The sequence below is a fragment of the Stutzerimonas azotifigens genome, assembly GCF_013522725.1.
Taxonomy (GTDB): Bacteria; Pseudomonadota; Gammaproteobacteria; order Pseudomonadales; family Pseudomonadaceae; genus Stutzerimonas; species Stutzerimonas azotifigens_A.
The window spans coordinates 279,116-299,987 of sequence record NZ_JAAMRF010000001.1 but is presented as its reverse complement, the minus strand read 5'-3'; the positions used below and the strand labels follow the sequence as shown (position 1 = coordinate 299,987).

Annotated in this window: 19 protein-coding genes; 12 read left to right on the top strand and 7 right to left on the bottom strand. The window is 62.0% G+C overall.

Features of this window, described 5'->3' with window-relative positions; translation table 11 throughout:
• The first annotated feature begins 45 nt into the window (after positions 1 to 45).
• The 7 genes from prmA (at position 46) to G7026_RS01365 (ending at position 9,765) form a co-directional block, all read left to right on the top strand.
• Complete coding sequence (gene prmA / locus G7026_RS01395) at positions 46 to 927, top strand: 50S ribosomal protein L11 methyltransferase (protein WP_181068855.1); 882 nt, start codon at positions 46 to 48, stop codon at positions 925 to 927.
• A 100-nt stretch (positions 928 to 1,027) separates the two neighbouring features.
• Positions 1,028 to 2,245: a DUF3426 domain-containing protein gene (locus G7026_RS01390; protein ID WP_181068854.1), complete on the top strand. Its 1,218-nt coding sequence runs from the start codon at positions 1,028 to 1,030 to the stop codon at positions 2,243 to 2,245.
• A gap of 177 nt (positions 2,246 to 2,422) precedes the next feature.
• Positions 2,423 to 3,436, top strand: a complete 1,014-nt coding sequence (dusB, locus tag G7026_RS01385; RefSeq protein WP_181068853.1) for a tRNA dihydrouridine synthase DusB — start codon at positions 2,423 to 2,425, stop codon at positions 3,434 to 3,436.
• Positions 3,433 to 3,756: a DNA-binding transcriptional regulator Fis gene (gene fis / locus G7026_RS01380; protein WP_181068852.1), complete on the top strand. Its 324-nt coding sequence runs from the start codon at positions 3,433 to 3,435 to the stop codon at positions 3,754 to 3,756. The genes dusB and fis overlap by 4 nt, the downstream gene beginning before the upstream one ends.
• 73 nt (positions 3,757 to 3,829) lie before the next feature.
• Positions 3,830 to 5,434 (top strand): bifunctional phosphoribosylaminoimidazolecarboxamide formyltransferase/IMP cyclohydrolase, encoded by a 1,605-nt coding sequence (gene purH / locus G7026_RS01375; protein ID WP_181068851.1) that lies wholly within the window; start codon positions 3,830 to 3,832, stop codon positions 5,432 to 5,434.
• 117 nt (positions 5,435 to 5,551) lie between these two features.
• A complete protein-coding gene (purD, locus tag G7026_RS01370; RefSeq protein WP_181068850.1) occupies positions 5,552 to 6,835 on the top strand; it encodes a phosphoribosylamine--glycine ligase in 1,284 nt (427 codons plus the stop codon).
• 119 nt (positions 6,836 to 6,954) lie between these two features.
• Positions 6,955 to 9,765, top strand: a complete 2,811-nt coding sequence (locus tag G7026_RS01365) for a hybrid sensor histidine kinase/response regulator (RefSeq protein ID WP_181068849.1) — start codon at positions 6,955 to 6,957, stop codon at positions 9,763 to 9,765.
• A 6-nt stretch (positions 9,766 to 9,771) separates the two neighbouring features.
• Here the strand turns inward: G7026_RS01365 and G7026_RS01360 are convergent, their stop codons facing one another.
• Positions 9,772 to 11,019: a cytochrome P450 gene (locus G7026_RS01360; protein ID WP_181068848.1), complete on the bottom strand. Its 1,248-nt coding sequence runs from the start codon at positions 11,017 to 11,019 to the stop codon at positions 9,772 to 9,774.
• A gap of 246 nt (positions 11,020 to 11,265) precedes the next feature.
• On the opposite strand from G7026_RS01360, the gene G7026_RS01355 reads away from it, so the two are divergent.
• Positions 11,266 to 12,213, top strand: a complete 948-nt coding sequence (locus tag G7026_RS01355) for a lysylphosphatidylglycerol synthase transmembrane domain-containing protein (RefSeq protein ID WP_181068847.1) — start codon at positions 11,266 to 11,268, stop codon at positions 12,211 to 12,213.
• An 85-nt stretch (positions 12,214 to 12,298) separates the two neighbouring features.
• Positions 12,299 to 13,030 carry a VC0807 family protein gene (locus G7026_RS01350; protein ID WP_181068846.1) on the top strand — a complete coding sequence of 244 codons (732 nt, stop codon included), beginning with the start codon at positions 12,299 to 12,301 and terminating at the stop codon, positions 13,028 to 13,030.
• Positions 13,031 to 13,080: 50 nt separating this feature from the next.
• On the opposite strand, the gene G7026_RS22820 is transcribed toward G7026_RS01350, so the two are convergent.
• Both G7026_RS22820 and rfbD read right to left on the bottom strand, forming a co-directional pair.
• Positions 13,081 to 13,167 (bottom strand): hypothetical protein, encoded by an 87-nt coding sequence (locus G7026_RS22820; protein WP_138407415.1) that lies wholly within the window; start codon positions 13,165 to 13,167, stop codon positions 13,081 to 13,083.
• 268 nt (positions 13,168 to 13,435) lie between these two features.
• Entirely contained in the window at positions 13,436 to 14,359 is a 924-nt protein-coding gene (gene rfbD, locus G7026_RS01345; protein WP_181068845.1) for a dTDP-4-dehydrorhamnose reductase, read from the bottom strand.
• 489 nt (positions 14,360 to 14,848) lie between these two features.
• On the opposite strand from rfbD, the gene osmE reads away from it, so the two are divergent.
• The 3 genes from osmE (at position 14,849) to G7026_RS01330 (ending at position 16,421) form a co-directional block, all read left to right on the top strand.
• Entirely contained in the window at positions 14,849 to 15,187 is a 339-nt protein-coding gene (gene osmE, locus G7026_RS01340) for an osmotically-inducible lipoprotein OsmE (RefSeq protein WP_181068844.1), read from the top strand.
• Positions 15,188 to 15,225: 38 nt separating this feature from the next.
• A complete protein-coding gene (locus G7026_RS01335) occupies positions 15,226 to 15,624 on the top strand; it encodes a Rho termination factor N-terminal domain-containing protein (RefSeq protein ID WP_181068843.1) in 399 nt (132 codons plus the stop codon).
• 263 nt (positions 15,625 to 15,887) lie between these two features.
• Positions 15,888 to 16,421, top strand: coding sequence for a ferritin-like domain-containing protein (locus G7026_RS01330; protein WP_181068842.1), 534 nt, complete (start codon positions 15,888 to 15,890; stop codon positions 16,419 to 16,421).
• A 73-nt stretch (positions 16,422 to 16,494) separates the two neighbouring features.
• On the opposite strand, the gene lpxC is transcribed toward G7026_RS01330, so the two are convergent.
• From lpxC to G7026_RS01310, 4 genes are all read right to left on the bottom strand, one after another.
• Positions 16,495 to 17,406, bottom strand: a complete 912-nt coding sequence (lpxC, locus tag G7026_RS01325) for a UDP-3-O-acyl-N-acetylglucosamine deacetylase (protein WP_181068841.1) — start codon at positions 17,404 to 17,406, stop codon at positions 16,495 to 16,497.
• A gap of 111 nt (positions 17,407 to 17,517) precedes the next feature.
• Positions 17,518 to 18,705, bottom strand: a complete 1,188-nt coding sequence (ftsZ, locus tag G7026_RS01320; RefSeq protein WP_181068840.1) for a cell division protein FtsZ — start codon at positions 18,703 to 18,705, stop codon at positions 17,518 to 17,520.
• 48 nt (positions 18,706 to 18,753) lie between these two features.
• Positions 18,754 to 20,001: a cell division protein FtsA gene (ftsA, locus tag G7026_RS01315; RefSeq protein ID WP_181068839.1), complete on the bottom strand. Its 1,248-nt coding sequence runs from the start codon at positions 19,999 to 20,001 to the stop codon at positions 18,754 to 18,756.
• Positions 20,002 to 20,014: 13 nt separating this feature from the next.
• Positions 20,015 to 20,872 (bottom strand): cell division protein FtsQ/DivIB, encoded by an 858-nt coding sequence (locus G7026_RS01310; RefSeq protein WP_181068838.1) that lies wholly within the window; start codon positions 20,870 to 20,872, stop codon positions 20,015 to 20,017.

Below are 20,872 nucleotides of genomic sequence, written 5' to 3'. Positions count from 1 at the left end.
TTTTCCGCACCCTCGGTTTGCAGGGTGCCCGCAGAGGACGCTCCCATGCCCTGGTTGCAATTGCGCATCGCCATCAGCCCCGATCAGGCGGAGCAGTATGAAGACGCCCTGCTCGGAGTCGGTGCCGTTTCGGTAACCTTCATGGATGCCCAGGACCAGCCGATCTTCGAGCCGGACCTCGGAACCACGCCACTGTGGACCCATACCCACCTGCTCGCCCTGTTCGAGGCCGACGTCGACGCCGATGCGCTGCTGGCCCATCTGCAGCTGCTCACCGGCGGCGCCCTCCCGGAGCACCAACTCGAACGGATCGAGGACCAGGACTGGGAACGCAGTTGGATGGACAACTTCCAGCCCATGCGCTTCGGTCGGCGACTGTGGATCGTCCCCAGCTGGCACGACGCACCGGAACCCGGCGCCGTGAACCTGCTGCTCGACCCCGGGCTCGCCTTTGGCACGGGCACCCATCCGACCACCGCACTCTGCCTGGAATGGCTCGACGCGCAGACCCTGACAGGCGTATCCGTACTCGACTTCGGCTGCGGCTCGGGCATCCTCGCCATTGCCGCGCTGCTGCTCGGCGCCGACCATGCCGTCGGCACCGACATAGATCCCCAGGCACTCGAAGCGTCGCGCGACAACGCCAGTCGCAACCGCATCGCCAAAGAGCGCTTCAAGCTGTTCCTGCCAGAACAGTTACCCGCAGCCCAAGCCGACGTCGTGGTTGCAAACATCCTCGCCGGGCCGCTGGTCGCCCTCGCCGGGCAGATCACCGAGCGCGTCCGCCCAGGCGGTCGTCTCGCGCTGTCGGGCGTTCTCGCCGAACAGGCGGAGGAAGTCCGCGCGGCGTACGCACACGCATTCGAGCTCGAGCCGACCGCAGCGAAGGACGGCTGGGTTCGCATCAATGGCGTGCGTCGCCGTTGAGCGGAAGCAGGCCGCCCCTGATCGGCGAGGCGGGGCGGCAGCTTGTCGACAGCCGGCGGGCATGCGCTAGACTAGCGGCTGTTTTTCGCCGGACCACCGCATGAGCAGCTTCGTCACCCAGTGCCCCCATTGCCGCACCAGCTTCCGCGTCAGCCGCGCCCAGCTCGGGGCGGCGCAAGGGGTGGTCCGCTGCGGGGCCTGCCTGGAAGTGTTCAATGCCGCACGCCAGCTGCTGGTGAACCAGAACGTCCGGGCAACGCCAGCTCCCCCTGCGCCACCCACCCCGCTAAAACCGCAGGCCGACCGGGAAACGCTGTGGATCCACGACGACCTGGATCTCGATCACCTGGACCTCGACGAAGAGCTGGCCAGGCTGGAGCAAGAAGAACTGCAGCTGTCGCGCGAGTTCATGGAGCTGGAGCAACGCGCGACCAAGACCGCATTCAACCGACCGAACCAGGACGAACAGGACCCGCTCGATGAAGCCTGGGCTGAGCAGCTTCTTCGCGAGGAATCGGACCACCGCGCTCCCGACGCATTGCCAGAACCGCAGCAGGAGGTGACCTTTTCTCCCGTCACCCCCGACGAGCCGGTTCCACCCGCGCCCCTGACGACCTCCACCCTGCCCCTGCAGGCCGCAGCGGCAGATGAGCGCAACGGTGACACGTCTGTACCGCTTGAAACCCTGACCACAGAAGAACAGGGGCCGAAGCGCCGTAAATCCAGGCGCGCCAGCGACAACCTGAAAAATGACGTCGACCCAGCCCTGGAGCGGGAGCGACTGTTCGATCTCGACGACGAACCACTGGAACTCGATTGGCAAAAGCCCAAGAGCCCGTGGGGTAGCAGGCTCGGCTGGGGTGCCTTGACGCTTCTCGCACTGCTGGCACTGGGCGCTCAGTACGCCGCCTATAATTTTGCCGAGCTGGCGCGACAGGATCGGTATCGGCCGTGGTTCGAATGGATCTGCCCAACCCTGGGCTGCGAGGTGCCTGCAAAGGTCGATATCACCCAGGTCCGCAGCAGCAATCTGGTGGTGCGCAGCCATCCCGAGTTCAGTGGCGCGCTGGTGGTCGACGCGATCCTCTACAACCGCGCGCCCTTCTCGCAACCCTTCCCCATGCTCGAGCTGCGCTTTGCCGACATCAACGGTCAGCTTATCGCCAGCCGACGCTTCAAGCCGGGCGAATACCTCGCTGGGGAGCTCGCCGGCCAGGCGGACATGCCGCCGCAGACGCCGATCCACATCTCGCTGGACATCCTCGACCCCGGTCCGAGGGCCGTCAATTACAGCTTGAGTTTTCACTCGCCAGAGTGATCGGAACAGGCCTTCCGGATGCGCATGCGTCGCATCCGAACCTTTGGCGATAAGGTTTCGACTGTTCAGAATTTGTTCAAAACAATCTTTATCCAGTCATGCAGAGCGGGTATTATGCCCACCCTTTTTTGCAGTCCCCGATCGACCTAACAAGCAGGCCCAAACCAGGGAATCTCAATGTCAGCGGTACGCATCGGCCCTTACACCTTATCCAATCGTCTGATCCTCGCGCCCATGGCCGGCGTGACCGATCAGCCGTTCCGCCAGCTGTGCCGTCGTCTTGGTGCAGGCCTGGTGGTCTCGGAGATGGTGACCAGCGACGTTCGACTGTGGAACAGCCGCAAGTCGCGTCTGAGGCTGCTGCACGAAGGTGACCCGGAGCCTCGTTCGGTGCAGATTGCTGGCGGCGACGCGCAGATGCTCGCCGAGGCGGCACGCCGCAACGTCGAGCTTGGCGCGCAGATCATCGACATCAACATGGGTTGCCCGGCCAAGAAGGTCTGCAACAAGGCGGCCGGTTCGGCACTGATGAAAGATGAGCTCTTGGTGGCGCAGATACTCGAAGCAGTGGTCGGGGCGGTGGATGTACCGGTGACGCTGAAGATCCGCACCGGATGGGATCGGCAGAACCGAAACGGCACGACCGTGGCTCGGATCGCCGAGCAATCGGGAATCGCCGCGCTGGCAGTGCATGGCCGAACCCGAGCCGATCTCTACACCGGCGAGGCCGAGTACGAGACCATCGCGCAGATCAAGCAGTCGGTGGGCATCCCGGTGTTCGCCAACGGCGACATCGACTCCCCGCAGAAGGCTCGCCAGGTGCTGGCGTATACGGGTGCAGATGCCCTGCTAATCGGGCGAGCAGCCCAGGGGCGGCCGTGGATCTTTCGCGAGATAGACCACTTTCTGGCGACCGGTGAGCTGCTTCCGGCGCCAGCGCTGGAGGAGATCGAGGGCATTCTGCTCGAGCATCTCGGCCAGCTGTACGGGTTCTACGGGGATGTGATGGGCGTGCGAATCGCGCGCAAGCATGTGGGCTGGTACCTGTCCACGATGCCGGGGGCGAAGGCGTTCCGCAGCACCTTCAATCGGTTGGACGAGCGGGATGCACAATGCGCCAGTGTTCGGGCCTTTTTCTCCGAATGCCGGAAGGGCCTTGATTCAGGGGAAGGGGACGAGGTGGCCGCATGACGACAATGATGACCGACACACTGGTAACTGGAACGACATCCGTGAGCGATAACGTCAACCTGAAGCAGCACCTGAACACGCCGAGCGAAGCGGGACAAACCCTGCGCGGCAGCGTGGAAAAGGCGTTGCGCAATTACTTTGCCCATCTCGAGGGCGCCGAAGTCACGGATGTGTACGACCTGGTGCTTTCGGAAGTCGAGGCCCCGCTACTGGAAACCGTGATGGACTACGTCAAGGGTAACCAGACCAAAGCCTCCGAACTGCTTGGCCTGAACCGCGGCACGCTGCGCAAGAAGCTCAAGCAGTACGACCTGCTGTAACCCCTCACCTGAAGAAAGGGCGGCCTACAAGCCGCCCTTTTTTGCTGATTTCTCTGCTCTGATGGACATCGACATGACCGACCAGACCTCCCGCCTTCCCGTTCGCCGCGCCCTGATCAGCGTATCCGACAAGACCGGCATCCTCGACTTCGCCCGCGAGCTCGCCGGCCTCGGTGTCGAGATCCTGTCCACTGGCGGCACCTACAAGCTGCTCAAGGACAACGGCATCGCCGCGGTTGAAGTCGCTGACTACACCGGCTTCCCGGAAATGATGGACGGTCGCGTCAAGACCCTGCACCCCAAGATCCACGGCGGTATTCTCGGGCGCCGCGCGCAGGATGGCGCAGTGATGGATGCCCACGGCATCAAGCCGATCGACCTGGTCGCGGTCAATCTCTACCCGTTCGCAGCAACAGTGGCGAAACCTGGCTGCACCCTCCCCGACGCCATCGAGAACATCGACATCGGCGGCCCGACGATGGTCCGTAGCGCCGCGAAGAACCACAAGGATGTCGCCATAGTGGTAAACGCCGGCGACTACGCGTCGGTCATCGACGCGCTGAAGAACGGCGGCCTGACCTATGCCCAGCGTTTCGACCTGGCGCTGAAAGCGTTCGAACACACGGCGGCTTACGACGGCATGATCGCCAACTACCTGGGCGGCATCGATCAGTCGGCCGAAACCCTCACCACCGAAGGCCGCAGCCTCTTCCCGCGCACCTACAGCATGCAGTTCATCAAGTCCCAGGACATGCGCTACGGCGAGAACCCGCACCAACAGGCCGCGTTCTACGTCGAGTCGCCCGACGAGGCCTGCGTGGCCACGGCGCGCCAGCTGCAGGGCAAGGAACTCTCGTTCAACAACGTCGCGGACACTGACGCTGCGCTCGAGTGCGTTAAAAGCTTCGTCAAGCCGGCCTGCGTCATCGTCAAGCACGCCAACCCTTGCGGCGTGGCGGTGGTACCGGACGAGGACGGCGGCATCCGCCAGGCCTACGAACTCGCCTACGCCACAGACAGCGAATCGGCATTCGGCGGCATCATCGCCTTCAACCGCGAACTGGACGGCGAGACCGCCCGCGCCATCGTCGAGCGACAGTTCGTCGAGGTCATCATCGCGCCGACCATTTCCGAAGAAGCGCGCCAGGTCGTGGCCGCCAAGGCCAACGTGCGTCTGCTCGAATGCGGTCATTGGCCCGCCGAGCGTGCCGCCGGCTGGGACTTCAAGCGCGTCAATGGCGGCCTGCTGATACAGAGCCGCGACATCGGCATGATCAGCGAGGCGGACCTGAAGATCGTCACCCAGCGTGCGCCGAGCGAAAAAGAAATCCACGACCTGATTTTCGCCTGGAAAGTGGCCAAGTTCGTCAAATCCAACGCCATCGTCTATGCGAAGAACCGCCAGACTATCGGCGTCGGCGCCGGTCAGATGAGCCGCGTCAACTCGGCCCGCATCGCCGCCATCAAGGCCGAGCATGCCGGCCTGGCCGTTCAAGGTGCGGTGATGGCCTCGGACGCCTTCTTCCCCTTCCGCGACGGCATCGACAATGCGGCCAAGGCCGGCATCTCGGCGGTGATCCAGCCCGGCGGCTCGATGCGCGACGCCGAGGTGATCGCCGCGGCCGACGAGGCCGGCATCGCCATGGTCTTTACCGGCATGCGCCATTTCCGGCATTGACCCCTGGTGGATGGCTTCGGCCATCCACCCTACACGGAACGCCAGACATCGTAGGGTGGATAACGCTTTGCTTATCCACCAACCGGGCCGCAGGCCCGCCTCCTGAAGGAGAATCCCATGAACGTATTGATCATCGGCAGTGGCGGTCGCGAACACGCCTTGGCCTGGAAAGTCGCGCAGGACAAGCGCGTCGAGAAAGTCTTCGTTGCGCCAGGCAATGCCGGCACGGCTACCGAAGCCAAGTGTGAAAACGTCGCCATCGACGTGCTGGCCATCGAACAGCTTGCCGACTTCGCCGAAAAGAATGTGGCACTGACCATCGTCGGCCCCGAAGCCCCGCTGGTCAAAGGCGTCGTCGACCTGTTCCGTGCACGCCGGCTCGCCATCTTCGGCCCTACTGCCGCCGCGGCTCAACTAGAAGGCTCGAAAGCCTTCACCAAGGATTTCCTGGCGCGCCACAACATTCCAACGGCCGACTACCAGAACTTCACCGAGGTCGAGCCGGCACTGGCCTACCTGCGCGAAAAGGGCGCCCCCATCGTGATCAAGGCCGATGGCCTGGCTGCCGGCAAGGGTGTCATCGTCGCCATGAGCCTGGAGGAAGCCGAAGCCGCCGTGCGGGACATGCTCTCGGGCAATGCCTTCGGCGACGCCGGTGCGCGGGTGGTGATCGAAGAGTTTCTCGACGGCGAGGAAGCCAGTTTCATCGTCATGGTCGACGGTGCCAACGTCTTGCCGATGGCCACCAGCCAGGATCACAAGCGCGTCGGCGACGGCGATACCGGCCCGAACACTGGCGGCATGGGCGCTTACTCGCCGGCTCCGGTGGTGACGGACGAGGTCCATCGGCGGGTAATGGACGAAGTGATCTGGCCGACCGTCAAGGGCATGGCCGCCGAAGGCAATGTCTATACCGGCTTTCTCTACGCGGGCCTGATGATCGACACGTCCGGCGCGCCCAAGGTCATCGAGTTCAACTGCCGCTTCGGCGACCCCGAGACGCAGCCGATCATGGTGCGTCTGGAGTCGAGCCTGGTCTTGCTGGTCGAAGCCGCACTGGCGCGGGCACTGGACAAGGTCGAAGCCCGCTGGGACCCGCGCCCGACGGTCGGAGTGGTGCTCGCGGCCGGCGGCTATCCGGGCGACTATGCCAAGGGCGACGTGATCGAAGGGTTGGACGCGGCTGCGGCGCTCGACGGCAAGGTGTTCCATGCCGGTACGGCACTGCGTGACGGCCAGATCGTGACCGCCGGAGGGCGTGTCCTCTGCGCGACGGCCATCGGCAAGAGCGTCGCCGATGCCCAGCAACAAGCCTATCGCCTGGCCGAAAAGATTCGCTGGAACGGCTGTTTCTACCGCAGCGACATCGGCTATCGGGCAATTGCCCGCGAACAGGCGTAGCGCTCGAACAACCGCTCGGCGAAATCAGCGCAAAGGCCGGTGGTAAACCGTCTTTGCGCATTACAGCGCCTTGGGGCCGTGGCTATAATCCGCTGTCACACCCCAGAAGGGACTTCGCCGTGAGCCGGCTTTGGATTGCCATCGGAATCGTTTGCTGCCTGTTGCTGCCGGCCTGGAGCCTTCAGCCGGCGCAAGCTTTTCCGGTACCGCCATCAGCCAGCGCCGGTGACTCGCCGGAAGAGGACAACGGTCCGAACTGGCGCCTGCTGATCGACGAATCCGGGCGCCTGTCCCTGAGCGAGGTTCTGGCCCAACGCAACCTTTTCCAGCGCCTCGATAAAACGTCCTATACCGCTCCCGCCAGCGACAAAGCCATCTGGCTGCAGGTCAGCCTGCACGGCGACGCTGAACCCAACTGGCTGTGGCTGTTCGCACCACGCGTCCAGCAGCTGGATTTCTACCTGCTACGCGACAACCAGCTCGAACAGCATATTCGCACGGGCGAGCAGCAACCCCTGAGCAGCCGCCCGCTGCCTGCCCGCGCCTATCTGTTCTCGCTGCCCAATGACGAGCGCGCGCGCGAAGTCTACGTGCGCATGCAATCGAACCATCCGCTGATGACCTGGTTCCAGGTCATCGACGAAGCCGGGCTGGTCAGTCAGGAAAAGCCGGCCTACCTGTTCGGCGCACTTCTCGGCGCGCTGGCGCTGCTGATGATCCACAACCTGCTGCGCTTCGCCTATACCCTGAGCTACACCTACATCACGCTGGGCCTGTTGCATGGCGCCTTGCTGGTGTGCGCCGCCGCCAACCTCGGGCTATTGGCCGTGTGGGTACCGGAACTGGGCTTCAGCCAATCGCTGATCGCCGACATCTCGGCGTTGGTCGCTTGCCTGGCACTGCTCGCCTTCACGGTGGGCTTTTTCCGCTATCGGCCAAGGCGCTGGGTGAATTGGCTGATCGGTACCGAGTTGTGCACGGTCGCGATCCTCACCCTTGTCATCCTGCTGACCGGCTGGTTCTGGCACAGCTGGCTGATCTATTCGCTGGTGTTGATAGTGGCGATCAGCGTTCCGGCGGTGGCCATTTACCATTGGCGTCAGGGCTACCGTCCCGCACGCCTGGTGGTTGCCGGCATGCTGCTGTTCAATGCGGGCTTCGCCTTTTTCGTTCCGGTGCTGCTCGGCTTCGACCAGCTCAACCCCGGCTGGCTGGTCAGCGGCGTGTTCAGCGTCGCCACCATTGGCGGCATGGTGCTGAGCTTCGCGCTTGTGGAGCGCCAGCGGCATCTCCAGGCCGCCCGACTGTCCCAGCACACCGCAGCTGCGGTGAATACCGCCGAGTTGAAAACCAAGGCCGACTTTCTCGCCAAGATCAGCCATGAGATCCGCACCCCGATGAATGGCGTACTCGGGATGACTGAATTGCTGCTCGGCACCTCGCTCTCGGCCAAACAGCGCGACTATGTACAGACCATTCACAGCGCCGGTAACGAGCTGCTCAACCTGATCAACGAGATCCTCGATATTTCCAAGCTCGAGTCCGGGCAGATCGAACTCGACGATGTGCAATTCGACCTCAACGCTCTGGTAGAGGATTGCCTCGATATCTACCGGGCCAAGGCCGAACAGCTAAAGGTCGAGTTGATCAGCTTCATCCAGCCGCAAGTGCCGCGGGTGATAGCCGGCGACCCGACTCGCCTCCGCCAGACGCTTCTGAGCCTGCTCGACAACGCCTTCAAGCAGACCGACGAGGGCGAGGTACTGCTGGTCGCCGCCATGGACGGATCACCGGATGCTCCGCGCCTGCGCATCACCGTGCAGGACAGCGGGCAACCGCTGGATCAGGCCGAACGCGAAGCCTTGCTCAACGCAGCCCTCAACAGTCGCGACGTGCTCTCGGCGACGCGCTTCAGTGGCCGCCTGGGACTGATCATTGCCCGCCAGCTGGTTGGCCTGATGAATGGCGAGTTCGGCATCCATAGCGGCAGCTCACAGGGCAATACGCTGTGGATCTCCTTGCCGCTGGGCCGAGAGCTCCATCTGCCGCAAAGTACCGATCTCGAGAGCCCCTTACGTGGCGCGCGCCTGCTCGTGGTCGACGACAATGAAACCTGCCGCAAGGTGCTGGTCCAGCAATGCAGCAGCTGGGGCCTGAACGTCAGCGCGGTCGCCTCGGGCAAGGAGGCGCTGGCGCTGCTGCGCACCAAGGCGCACCTTCGCGAATATTTCGATGTGGTCCTCCTGGACCAGGAGATGCCCGGCATGACCGGCATGCAGCTGGCCGCCAAGATAAAGGAAGACCTCAATCTCAACCATGACCTGCTGCTGATCATGCTCACCGGCATCAGCGCCGCGCCGAGCAAAATCATCGCGCGCAATGCCGGTATCAAGCGGATCCTCGCCAAACCGGTAGCCGGCTATACGCTCAAGACCACGCTGGCCGACGAGCTGGCCCAGCGCACCCACGGCTCGCTGCCCCATCAGCAACCGGAGCCGGAGCCGCAGAGCGTGGCGGCCATGGGCGTACCGGACGACTTCCGCATCCTGGTCGCCGAAGATAACAGCATCTCGACAAAGGTCATTCGCGGCATGCTGAACAAGCTCAACGTCAAACCCGACACCGCCAGTAACGGCGAGGAAGCGCTCAAGGCGATTATGGCGCAGCCTTACGACCTCGTCCTGATGGACTGCGAAATGCCGGTACTGGACGGCTTCACCGCCACCGAACGACTACGCGAATGGGAAGCCAGCCAGCAACGCCGGCGTACGCCAGTGGTCGCGCTCACCGCGCACATCCTCAGCGAGCACAAGGAACGTGCCCGCGAGGCCGGCATGGATGGACATATGGCCAAGCCCGTGGAAATGTCGCAACTGCGGGAACTCATCGATTACTGGATCGCGCAGAAGGCCGCCGTAATGTCGCGCTGAGTCTGTTCAGCGCCTGCGCACGTCACTGATCACCAAGCAGCTCTCCGGCTGGGCCGGCATCCTCGACTTGTCGATCCGAAGATCTTGGGCCGGTACGCCATACTCCATCTCCTGCGTCAGCATGCGCAGGGCCTGCTTGAGCAACTCGATAGCCAGCCGCTCACCGGGGCAGCGGTGATTGGTCGCCGCCTCACCACCGCCCTGGGTAATGAAATTGTACGGGCTGCCGTCCCAGCGTTCGAAGCGCTCCGGCTGGAACCTATCGGGATCGCCCCAATTGCGCGGGTCGCGGTTGGTCCCATACAGGTCGAGCATCACCCGGGTCCCCTCGGCGAAGCGGTAGCCCTTCCATTCGAAATCCTTGCGCACCCTGGCGGCCGTGAACGGGAAGAAGGCGTAGAGCCGACGAACTTCCTGAGCGAACAGTTCGAGGTCTTCGTCAGAGCCCTCGGCCAATCGCTGGCGCCAGTCGGGGTTGGCCAGCAATTCGAGCGCCGCGTATACGATAAAGCGCGACACCGCGACCGTCGGGCGCAGCAGGTTGAGCAACTCGACCGCCGCAATCCGCGTATCGAGCCGCTCGCCATCGGCGTCCCGATACGCCGCCACGGCATACAGCGCACTATCGGCCGGGACCGAGAATGTTCCGGAGCGCACCTGCTCGATCAGCGCCCCTGCCCATCGCTCCGCCTCACGGCGTGACTTGCGTGCCTGCCAATGGCGCGCGCCAATCCCGCCGGCGCCGTCGATCATCGCAGCCAGCTGCGCTCGCCTGACCTCGACCTCGTCATCCGCCAACGGCACGGCGGCCCACCGGCATGCGGCCTGGGTGAGAATCCGCTGGGACTCGATCAGCAAGACCACCCGATCGGCCTGGGTCCAGCGCTCGATGGCCGCCTCCCATTGCTCCTGCGCCAACCGCACCATTTCGGCCACGCCATTGGCGTCTAGCAACAACATGAACAGCCGCTTGCGCTGCAGGTGCGCTTCACCATCGAGCCCCTGCACACCGCCGCGCCCGAACAGCGTTTGCTGGAGCATCCGCGGCGCGGCATGGGCGCGCTGGAAAAGCGCCTTGTCATAGAAAAGCCGCGAGGCTTCCTCGCCACTCATGCAGATCGTGTTCTGCATCAGCAGTCGTGTCTGGAACACATCCGTACCTAGCGCGCGGCAGCGATCACTGATGAAGGTGTAGCCTTCCCGCAACAATGCCGTCGAGCTTTCCAGGCTGTCATCACGCGGTATGTCGGTCATTGCCCGCCCCTGAATTCGTCTGAACCTGATTGGTCGACAACAGGCCTCTGGCCTGGGTTGCCGGCAACGGGACAGGAGGTGTTGCGGTACGTTAAAGGAACGAATGGAGCATGCCAGGATCGATTCAAGCATTACTGGCCGATTGCTGTGGCTGCGTGCATGATACGGGCCTTTCTGCCCGTCCCGCTCCACGCCAGCCGAATCACTGGCCGAGGCAAAGGAGCCCACCTGCGTGATGAATTCTCGATGATGAAAAGGAGCGATGCCGCCTGGACCCTCATTGGGCTTGCGGCAGTGCTGTTCTCCAGCTACCTGCTGTATCACGAATTGCGCAACATATCGCTGGCGGAAGTGATGGGCAGCCTTGCCGCCATCGGCCATCGCAACTGGTTGCTCGCCCTTGGCGCCACCCTGGGCGCCTACAGCGCGCTGGCCTGGTACGATCGCATCGCCATGGCTCACCTGGGCAAGCGGATTTCCTGGTGGTTCATCACCTTGTGCTCCTTCACCACCTACGCATTGGCCCATAACATCGGCGCTTCGGTATTCTCCGGCGCGGTAGTGCGCTATCGCGCGTACCGCAGCAAGGGCCTGACGCCCCACGAGATCGGCGTGCTCATCGTGTTCTGCTCGTTGACCTTCGTGCTCGGCACCTTGCTGACCATCGGGATGGTGATGCTGTTGCGCCCGGACCTGCTGAACCGCATCGTCAGCGTCGATCCATGGGTCTCCTACGCCGTCGGCGGCGCGATCCTCGCGCTGGTAGCGCTGTATGTGTTCGGCGCCTGGCGCGAACGCGCGCCCTGGCGCCTCGGCAAATGGCACATCGAATATCCGCGCCTGGCCATCGTGGGCCGGCAGCTGCTAGCCGGCCCGCTGGAGCTGATCTGCGCCGCAGCGATCATCTATTTCGCGCTGCCAGTGGAGCAGAACCCCGGCTACCTGGTGGTGCTGGGCGTGTTCCTCGCCTCGTTCTCCCTGGCCTTGCTGTCCCACGCCCCAGGCGGGCTCGGCGTGCTGGAAGTGACCTTCATCGCCGCACTGCCGGAGCTGCAAACGGCAGACGTCCTGGCAGCGCTGATCGTTTTTCGCTGCCTGTACCTGCTATTGCCGTTCGCACTGGCGATCATGGTGGTGCTAGGCTTCGAGGTCCGTCAGTGGTCACGCAAGCGCGTCGAACTGCCGGGTGATTGAGACGGCGCGCCCATCCGACGAATGTGGTCTAGCGGCGGCAAGACTCGCAGGCGATCATGCCCCTTCAGCCAACTGCCTTGATGATATGACTGACTCTCAGAACGCCCCTGCCCAACATAAACCCCGCCCGCTCATCGACCTGGCGGTCAGTATCCTGATTCCATCGCTCATTCTGATGAAGCTCAGCGGCGAAGAGCGGCTCGGCCCGGATGGCGCGCTGTTGCTGGCCCTCGCCTTTCCACTGGGCTGGGGCGCACTGGAACTGATCCAGTACCGCAAGTTCAACTGGATCGCCTTGCTCGGGCTGGTCAGCGTGCTGCTGACGGGAGGCATCGGCCTGCTGAAGCTCGACCCGCAGTGGCTGGCCATCAAGGAAGCGACGATTCCCGGCATTCTCGGCATCGTCGTGCTGGCCTCGACTCGCACACGCTATCCGCTGATCCGCACCATGCTCTATAACCCGAAGGTGCTCAACGTCGACAAGATCCACCAGCAACTCGAGCGCAACGGCCAGGTCGAGCACTTCGAAACACGCCTGCAGCGCGCCACTTACTGGCTCAGCGGCACGTTTTTCTTCTCATCGTTCATGAATTATGTACTGGCGAAATGGATCGTTCACAGCCCAGCGGGCAGCGAAGCGTTCAATGAGGAGTTGGGACGCATGACGCTACTCAGTTATCCGATGATCGCGATTCCGAGCATGATGATGATGATGGGTATCTTCTACTTTCTTTGGCGAACCATTCACGGGCTCACTGGCCTCAGCCTCGAAGATATCATGGCGACGTCGTCGCAAAAGGAGCCCTTCCAGGGCTGAAGCGAAAAGGCAGCGCCATGACTTCAGGAGAAGCCGTGGCGCAAGCTGGGTCAGAAGATCAGTTTGAAGATCCCGATGACCACGATGAGCCCGATGATGAAAATGATGCCTGCGGTACCGCCAATGAATTTCAGCATGGTGTTCTCCCGGGTAATGAAGGGGCTAATTTTCTGACACCCCTCCCCCCCATCCGTTCGCCCTTTCGCCGGGCAAGACGGTCATCGCCCCCTCAAGACACCCAACCGCATCAGAACCGGAAGCATGTCCAGCGAGCAGGGTGGCTAGACTTTCCGGCTGGGTCTGACCGGCCGCACTCCAACTAAAGCCGGAAGCAAGCACGCTGCCTCCGCTTGGCCAGGCCACCACTTGTGGCGAACCGACCAACGCCACCCGAGCAAAACTCAATCAGGCGCGCGCTCGCCGCTCCATCTGATGGGAGTTGCGCTCGATCTGTGCAAGATGTTGGACCACCTCGGTCAACTCATCACGCCAATCGCGTGTCGGCAGGCCAAAGGTGGACTCGAAACGGGTGCAATCGAGCACTGACCACATGGGCCGTTGCGCCGGTGTCGGGTATTCGCTGGTGGGGATGGCGAAAACCGTCGGCCGGCTCTCCAGTAGGCCTTGCGCTCGTGCCTGCTGAAAGATCTCCACGGCAAAGTCGTACCAAGAGCAGGGGGAGCGCCCACTGTAGTGGTAAAGCCCCCACGGCAACTCACCTTGGCGCTCGTAACGGCGCGCCAGCTCGAGCAGCGTGTCTGCAATGCTACTGGCCTTGGTTGGGCATCCGAACTGATCACAGACCACTGAGAGCTCGTCGCGCTGGGCGCCGACCCGCAGCATGGTTTTGACGAAATTGTGGCCGTGAATGCCGTACACCCAGCTCGTACGCAGAATCACATGCCTAGCCAGACGGTCCTGGATCATGGCTTCACCGGCCAGCTTGCTCGCACCATAGACACCGGTCGGCCCAGTCGTGTCGGTTTCCCTATATGGCGCCTTGGCTTCGCCTGAGAAGACGTAATCGGTGGAGATGTGCAGCAATGCAATGCCGAATTTCTCGGCCACCGCCGCGAGGTTGCCCGGGCCGTCGCGATTTACCGCTTCGGCGAGTGCCTGCTCCGTCTCGGCCGTGTCCACGTTGGTGTATGCGGCCGAATTGATGATCAGCCTCGGCCGGTAGCGCAACACCGCCTGTTCCACCTGATCGGCCTGAGTAATGTCGAGTTGGCTACGGTCGAGACTGATGGCCTCCAGACCGAACATCGGCGCGCGACTGATGATGTCCCGCCCGACCTGCCCATTAGCGCCACATACAAGGATCTTCATTTGTTACCTCAAGTGAATCAGTGAACGTCGATGCGTTGCCTCGACGCCATCAAATCAGGCCGCTTGTGCTGCGGCGCAAGGCTGAGCTCCGGAGGTTATCGAGCGACCATAGCCGGAAAACCCTTTGGACGGGCCGATCCTTCGTCAAGCAACTATTTCGTTGCGACCGGTTCAAGTGCGGCCTTCGGAGCAAGGCCAGGTTCAGGCCAATTGCAAAGGGTTTTGTTCCCGAGTGAAACCCTTAACAGCACCTTTTCTCATCATCGGAACCAAGAAAAATCGCGATGATATCTATATGCCAGCCATTTAATCGTATTTTGCCGGCCTATTTGCGCCTAATCCCCGCCTAATAGCTAATTTTAAGCGACGCTTTAAATCTTCCCAGGGAACGCAACTTACCCTCCCTGTGTTTCTAATTCTTTCTAAAAGTGAAACTCATCGAAATTTGCAGGGCCCAACCTACAAATCCGACACCGTAGGAAGGTACGCATGATCAAGCCTATTGCCTCGCTAATCACCGTCGCGCTGCTCACCGGTTGCGCTGGGCACGTGCAAAACCCGGTCGATCGCGTGACCTTTCGCGACGAACCACTGGTCAAGGACGTACGTGACGGGATGACTCGCGCTCAGGTGCTGTCCCTGGGCGGCGAGCCTTCGACCACGAGTGACAGAGTTGCCAGCCCTGGCACCTGCAATGACTACATCCTCACCCACAACGACGAACAGCAACCTTACTTCGTCAGCTTCGACGCCAATGGGCGCGTTGATGGCAAAGGCTTCCTGACCTGCAGGCAGATGGATGAAAACCAGCGCGCACGTCGCCTGTAGGACGCCGCGCCCCAACAGCACACGATGAGGTACGCATCATGCCCCAAGGTGATAAGAGCAAATACACCGACAAGCAGAAGCGCAAGGCCGAGCACATCGAGGAGAGCTACGAAAGCAAAGGGGTTTCCGATAAAGAAGCCGAAGCCCGTGCCTGGGCGACTGTGAACAAACAATCGGGCGGTGGCGAGCGTAAGGGCGGCTCTGGACAGAAGAAGTCTTCGACCGCCAAAAGCGCCGAGCGTAAGGATTCAGCCCACAGAGCGGCAGACGCGCGCAAAGGCGACTCGCCGAACAAGGGATCGGCCCGCGCCAGCAAATCCGGCAGTACCTCGCTAAGCGACATGACTCGGGATGAGCTCATGAAAAAGGCCAGGGAACGCGACATTTCTGGCCGGTCGAAGATGCGCAAGGACGAGCTGATCCGGGCCCTGAGCTGAGGAATGCCTGTGCAACGTCCAGAACCCGATCCGCGTGACGACGGCTCGCCAGGGCCCGGACACATCCCGTCAAGGGACGATCCTGGCGAGCCGGCTCCCATCGAGGAGCCCAACGAGCCGCCAGCGGCCGGCAAGCGCCGGCCCGGCTAAACTTTCCCTGCCCTTGTCGATCAGATTAGCGAGCCGTGGATCCGTGACCCCGGCACCTAACAGGCAGCGGAGAGACTCCGCAGCGCCGCTACGCCATATTAAGGAGACGCCTGATGAGCTATGTGCAACTGAGCGACAAGAACACACTGCGCGAGCGTGCACGCCAGCATGTCGAGAACGGAGCGGTGACCGAAAGCTACTCGGCCGACCGCGAAACCGTAATCAAACTGCTGAACGAGGCGCTGGCGACCGAGCTGGTCTGCTACCTGCGCTACAAACGCCACTACTATATGGCGACCGGCCTCAAATCCAGCGTTGCTGCCGATGAATTCCTCGAGCATGCCAACGAAGAGCAGGAACATGCCGATCGTCTCGCAGAGCGTATCGTCCAACTGGGCGGCGAACCGGATTTCAACCCCGACAACCTGACCGAGCGCGCGCATGCGCAATATGCCGAGGGCAACGGCCTGCGTGACATGGTGTTCGAAAACCTGGTCGCTGAGCGTATCGCCATCGACAGTTATCGCGAGATCGTTCAGTACATCGGTGACAAGGACCCGACCACCCGCCGCATCTTCGAAGACATTCTGGCGCAGGAAGAAGAGCACGCCGACGATCTGGCCGGCCTGCTGGACGGCATGAACTGATCCGTAAAAGAGCAACGATCCCGCAAAAAAAAAGGCCACCCGAAGGTGGCCTCAAAAGAAAGGAGAGTATTGCTCAGCCGGCCGCAACCGGGCGCATGTAGGAGATCGGTGCGGTCTGCGGATCATCGAAGGTAACCACTTCCCACGCATCCTTCTGGGCCATCAGGGTGCGCAACAGGCGATTATTCAATGCATGTCCGGATTTAAAGCCGCGGAATTCGCCGATCAGACTGTTACCCAAAAGATACAGATCACCAATTGCATCGAGAATCTTATGTTTGACGAACTCGTCCTCGTACCGCAGGCCGTCTTCGTTCAACACACCGTTTTCATCGACAACGATGGCGTTTTCCACACTGCCGCCGAGTGCCAGGTTGTGCGAGCGCAGGAACTCGATATCGCGCATGAACCCGAAGGTTCGCGCACGGCTCACTTCCTTGACGAAGGAGGTGCTCGAGAAATCCACGCTGGCAGTCTGGGTTCGGCCATGGAACACCGGGTGATCGAAATCGATCTCGAAACTTACCTTGAAGCCTTCGAAAGGCAGGAAGGTGGCACGCTTGTCCCCATCTTCGACGGTGACTTCGCGCTTGATCCGGATGAACTTCTTATGGGCGTCCTGCTCCTGGAGACCAGCTGATTGAATCAGGAACACAAAGGGCCCTGCGCTACCGTCCATGATCGGCACTTCAGGCGCTGAAAGCTCGACATAGGCATTGTCGATCCCCAGGCCAGCCATTGCCGACAGCAGATGCTCCACCGTATCGACCTTCACCTCGCCGTTAACCAGCGTGGTCGACATGGTGGTTTCACCGACGTTCTCAGCCCGCGCGGCGATTTCCACTGGCGGATTGAGGTCGGTACGACAGAACACGATTCCGGTGTCCACCGGAGCCGGCTTAAGGGTGAGATAAACCTTCTCACCCGAATGCAAACCGACGCCGGTGGCGCGAATGATGTTCTTCAATGTGCGTTGTCTGATCATGGCTTGGTCGCTAGGCACTAGTTGCGAATGGTTTTCAACAAAACGAAGGCGATCATAGCAGATGCCTACTTTGCTGAACACCAATCAGCGCGATCGCTGTGATTGACTCCTTCAATCAGCCTGACGGCGCAGGAACGCTGGAATATCCAGATAATCCAGATCGTCCTGCGGGTTCATTTTCGCGGCAGTCGCAGCTCCGGCTTGATTACGCATCACGGTCGGGCGCTCCAGGTCGCGGTAGTTCACCGACGACTGCTCGGCACGTTGAGGCTGTGCTGCTGCCGGGGCGGCCATCGCAGCGGTCTGCACCGTATTGTCAACGACCTTGACCGGCTTTTCCATGCGCGGTCCGAGACCGGTGGCGACAACCGTTACGTGCAGCTCGTCGTGCATGTCCGCGTCGATAACTGCGCCTACCTTGACGGTGGCATGCTCCGAAGCGAATGCCTCGATGATTTCACCAACGGCGGCGTATTCGCCCAGCGACAGATCCAGACCGGCCGTGATGTTCACCAGGATGCCGCGGGCACCTTGGAGGTTAACGTCTTCGAGCAGCGGATTGCGGATGGCCGCCTCGGTGGCTTCGCGAGCGCGGTTCGGGCCGCTGGCGCAGCCGGTGCCCATCATCGCCATGCCCATTTCGCCCATGACAGTCTTCACGTCGGCAAAGTCGACGTTCATCAGGCCCGGACGCTGCATGATGTCGGAGATACCGCGGACCGCGCCGGCCAGCACGTCGTCAGCCTTGGCGAAGGCGGACAGCAGGCTCGCATCCTTGCCCAGGATGGTCAGCAGCTTCTCGTTGGGGATGGTGATCAGCGAGTCGACGCACTCGGACAGCGCGCGAATGCCCTCATCGGCCACCTGCATGCGGCGACGCCCTTCGAACGGGAAGGGACGGGTGACCACTGCGACGGTAAGGATGCCCATTTCCTTGGCCACCGAAGCGATGATCGGCGCAGCGCCGGTACCGGTACCACCACCCATGCCGGTAGTGATGAACACCATGTCGGCGCCCTGCAGGACTTCGGCGATACGCTCGCGGTCCTCCATGGCGGCCTGGCGGCCAATTTCCGGATTGGTCCCGGCGCCGAGACCCTTGGTGATGGCCGATCCCAGTTGCAGCACGGAACGGGCTTCGATCTTCTTCAACGCCTGGGCATCGGTGTTGGCGCAGATGAACTCCACGCCTTCGACGCTGTTGCGCACCATGTGGTTGACGGCATTGCCGCCGCCGCCGCCGACGCCGATGACCTTAATCACTGCGCTTTGCGGGGTATGATCTACGAGTTCGAACATGTCCCTCTCTCCTTTCAAGTTTCTAGTTTTGGTGTTGCGGTTGCACTGTTAGAAATTGCCCTGAACCCAGCTCTTGAGCCGTTCCAGAACAGATGGTTTTGATTCGTCGCCGAAATTGCCGAGGCCGGACATGGACACGCCATCGGTCTGCTTTTGCAGCCCGTACAGCAACAGGCCCACACCAGTGGAATAGATGGGGTTACGCACTACGTCGGCCAGGCCCTTGACGTTCTGCGGCACGCCTAGGCGCACCGGCATATGGAAGATTTCCTCGGCCAGCTCGACGGCGCCTTCCATTTTCGAAGTACCGCCTGTGAGGACGATCCCTGCGGGGATCAGATCCTCGTAGCCGCTGCGGCGCAGCTCGGCCTGGATAAGGGTGAAGAGCTCGTCGTAACGCGGCTCCACCACTTCGGCCAAGGCTTGACGCGAGAGTTCCCGCAGCGGACGTTCTCCGACGCTCGGTACTTTGATCGTCTCCCCGGCACCGGCCAACTTGGCCAACGCGCAGGCGTAGCGAACTTTGATTTCCTCGGCGTACTGGGTCGGCGTACGCAACGCCATGGCGATGTCGTTGGTGACCTGATCGCCGGCGATCGGGATCACTGCGGTGTGGCGAATGGCACCTTCGGTGAAGATGCAGATGTCGGTCGTACCGCCACCGATATCCACCAGGCAGACGCCCAACTCCTTTTCGTCGTCGGTCAGCACCGCATGGGCCGAAGCCAATTGCTCGAGGATGATGTCGTCGACTTCCAGCCCGCAGCGGCGTACGCATTTCTCGATGTTCTGCGCCGCGTTAACCGCGCAGGTCACCACGTGCACCTTGGCTTCCAGACGCACGCCGGACATTCCCAGAGGCTCGCGCACGCCCTCCTGGTTATCGATCACGTAATCCTGAGGCAGCGTGTGCAATACACGCTGATCGGAAGGAATCGCGACCGCCTGTGCGGCATCGAGGACACGTTCCAGGTCCGCGGTGCTGACCTCGCGATCGCGGATGGCGACGATGCCATGGGAGTTCAGGCTGCGGATGTGGTTGCCGGCCAGGCCGACGAACGCCGAATGGATGCGGCAGCCAGCCATCAGCTGGGCTTCCTCGACGGCGCGCTGGATCGACTGCACCGTGGACTCGATATTGACCACGACACCCTTCTTCAAACCCCGGGAGGGATGGGTACCGATACCGACGATCTCGATAGCCCCGTCCGGGGTCACCTCACCGACCAGCGCCACCACCTTGGAGGTGCCGATGTCGAGGCCGACGATCATCTTGCCGCTTTGCACACTTGACATGTTCTTCCGTTCCTCAATTCTTCACCGCAACGGTAGGTTCCGTTGCGGTCGGGATGGGCTCGCGCCACGCCACGGCCAGGCCGTTGGAATAACGCAGGTCGATCCGCGCGATGTTCTCGCTCTGCTGCTTGAGCGCCTTTTCGTAAATGGTGATGAATCGGCGCACCTTTTCCACGACGTGATCGCGACCCAGCAGGAGTTCTACCCCCTGCCCGGTCGTCAAGAACCAGCTTCCGCGTTCGCGCAGTTCCAGTCGTGTGATGGAGAAGCCCATCGGACGCAGCATTTGGCTAAGCATCTGGTATTGCTGCATTACCCGTTGCTGAGCGCGTTTCGGACCTTGGAGTTGTGGCAAGTGTCCATAGTTGGCAAGTTCGTTGGGCGCAAAAGCCTCGCCCTTGTTATTGAGCAATGCCTCATCGCCCCAGCGGGCAATCGGCAATTGTTCGTCCAACCGCACCATTACCTGGTCGGGCCAGACGCGTCTTACTTCGGCGTGAGCGATCCAGGGCATCTGCTCAAGGTCGTGGCGCATGGCCTTGAGATCAACCGTGAAAAAGCTCGCCTCGACGAACGGCGCGATGCGGCGCTGGATCGCCTGCTGGCTGACGTAGCCGAGCTCGCCCTGAACGCTGACCTTCGCGATGGGCCGATCCGCATAGGGCAGCAGCATTTGGCTCAGCTCGTAGCCGCCCACCGCCAGACCGGCCAGCAGCACCGGCCACATCACCCGCTTGAGGCCGCTCAGGCTCGGCTTGGGCAGCCGAGCCGAAAGCGGCTCGCGCACCACCAGCCGACTGGCGCCGCGCTGCGCGGGTTTGCGCAGCGGGCTACGGCCGATCGGTTGAGTGTGACGCAGCATGGCGACCAT

What these genes read in the sequence shown, in the direction of transcription:
- prmA (WP_181068855.1), top strand. Translation starts at nt 46, where the DNA reads ATGCCCTGGTTGCAATTGCGCATCGCCATCAGCCCCGATCAGGCGGAG.
- G7026_RS01390 (WP_181068854.1), top strand. Translation starts at nt 1,028, where the DNA reads ATGAGCAGCTTCGTCACCCAGTGCCCCCATTGCCGCACCAGCTTCCGC.
- dusB (WP_181068853.1), top strand. Translation starts at nt 2,423, where the DNA reads ATGTCAGCGGTACGCATCGGCCCTTACACCTTATCCAATCGTCTGATC.
- fis (WP_181068852.1), top strand. Translation starts at nt 3,433, where the DNA reads ATGACGACAATGATGACCGACACACTGGTAACTGGAACGACATCCGTG.
- purH (WP_181068851.1), top strand. Translation starts at nt 3,830, where the DNA reads ATGACCGACCAGACCTCCCGCCTTCCCGTTCGCCGCGCCCTGATCAGC.
- purD (WP_181068850.1), top strand. Translation starts at nt 5,552, where the DNA reads ATGAACGTATTGATCATCGGCAGTGGCGGTCGCGAACACGCCTTGGCC.
- G7026_RS01360 (WP_181068848.1), bottom strand. Translation starts at nt 11,019, where the DNA reads ATGACCGACATACCGCGTGATGACAGCCTGGAAAGCTCGACGGCATTG.
- G7026_RS01355 (WP_181068847.1), top strand. Translation starts at nt 11,266, where the DNA reads ATGATGAAAAGGAGCGATGCCGCCTGGACCCTCATTGGGCTTGCGGCA.
- G7026_RS01350 (WP_181068846.1), top strand. Translation starts at nt 12,299, where the DNA reads ATGACTGACTCTCAGAACGCCCCTGCCCAACATAAACCCCGCCCGCTC.
- G7026_RS22820 (WP_138407415.1), bottom strand. Translation starts at nt 13,167, where the DNA reads ATGCTGAAATTCATTGGCGGTACCGCAGGCATCATTTTCATCATCGGG.
- rfbD (WP_181068845.1), bottom strand. Translation starts at nt 14,359, where the DNA reads ATGAAGATCCTTGTATGTGGCGCTAATGGGCAGGTCGGGCGGGACATC.
- osmE (WP_181068844.1), top strand. Translation starts at nt 14,849, where the DNA reads ATGATCAAGCCTATTGCCTCGCTAATCACCGTCGCGCTGCTCACCGGT.
- G7026_RS01335 (WP_181068843.1), top strand. Translation starts at nt 15,226, where the DNA reads ATGCCCCAAGGTGATAAGAGCAAATACACCGACAAGCAGAAGCGCAAG.
- G7026_RS01330 (WP_181068842.1), top strand. Translation starts at nt 15,888, where the DNA reads ATGAGCTATGTGCAACTGAGCGACAAGAACACACTGCGCGAGCGTGCA.
- lpxC (WP_181068841.1), bottom strand. Translation starts at nt 17,406, where the DNA reads ATGATCAGACAACGCACATTGAAGAACATCATTCGCGCCACCGGCGTC.
- ftsZ (WP_181068840.1), bottom strand. Translation starts at nt 18,705, where the DNA reads ATGTTCGAACTCGTAGATCATACCCCGCAAAGCGCAGTGATTAAGGTC.
- ftsA (WP_181068839.1), bottom strand. Translation starts at nt 20,001, where the DNA reads ATGTCAAGTGTGCAAAGCGGCAAGATGATCGTCGGCCTCGACATCGGC.
- G7026_RS01310 (WP_181068838.1), bottom strand. Translation starts at nt 20,872, where the DNA reads ATGGTCGCCATGCTGCGTCACACTCAACCGATCGGCCGTAGCCCGCTG.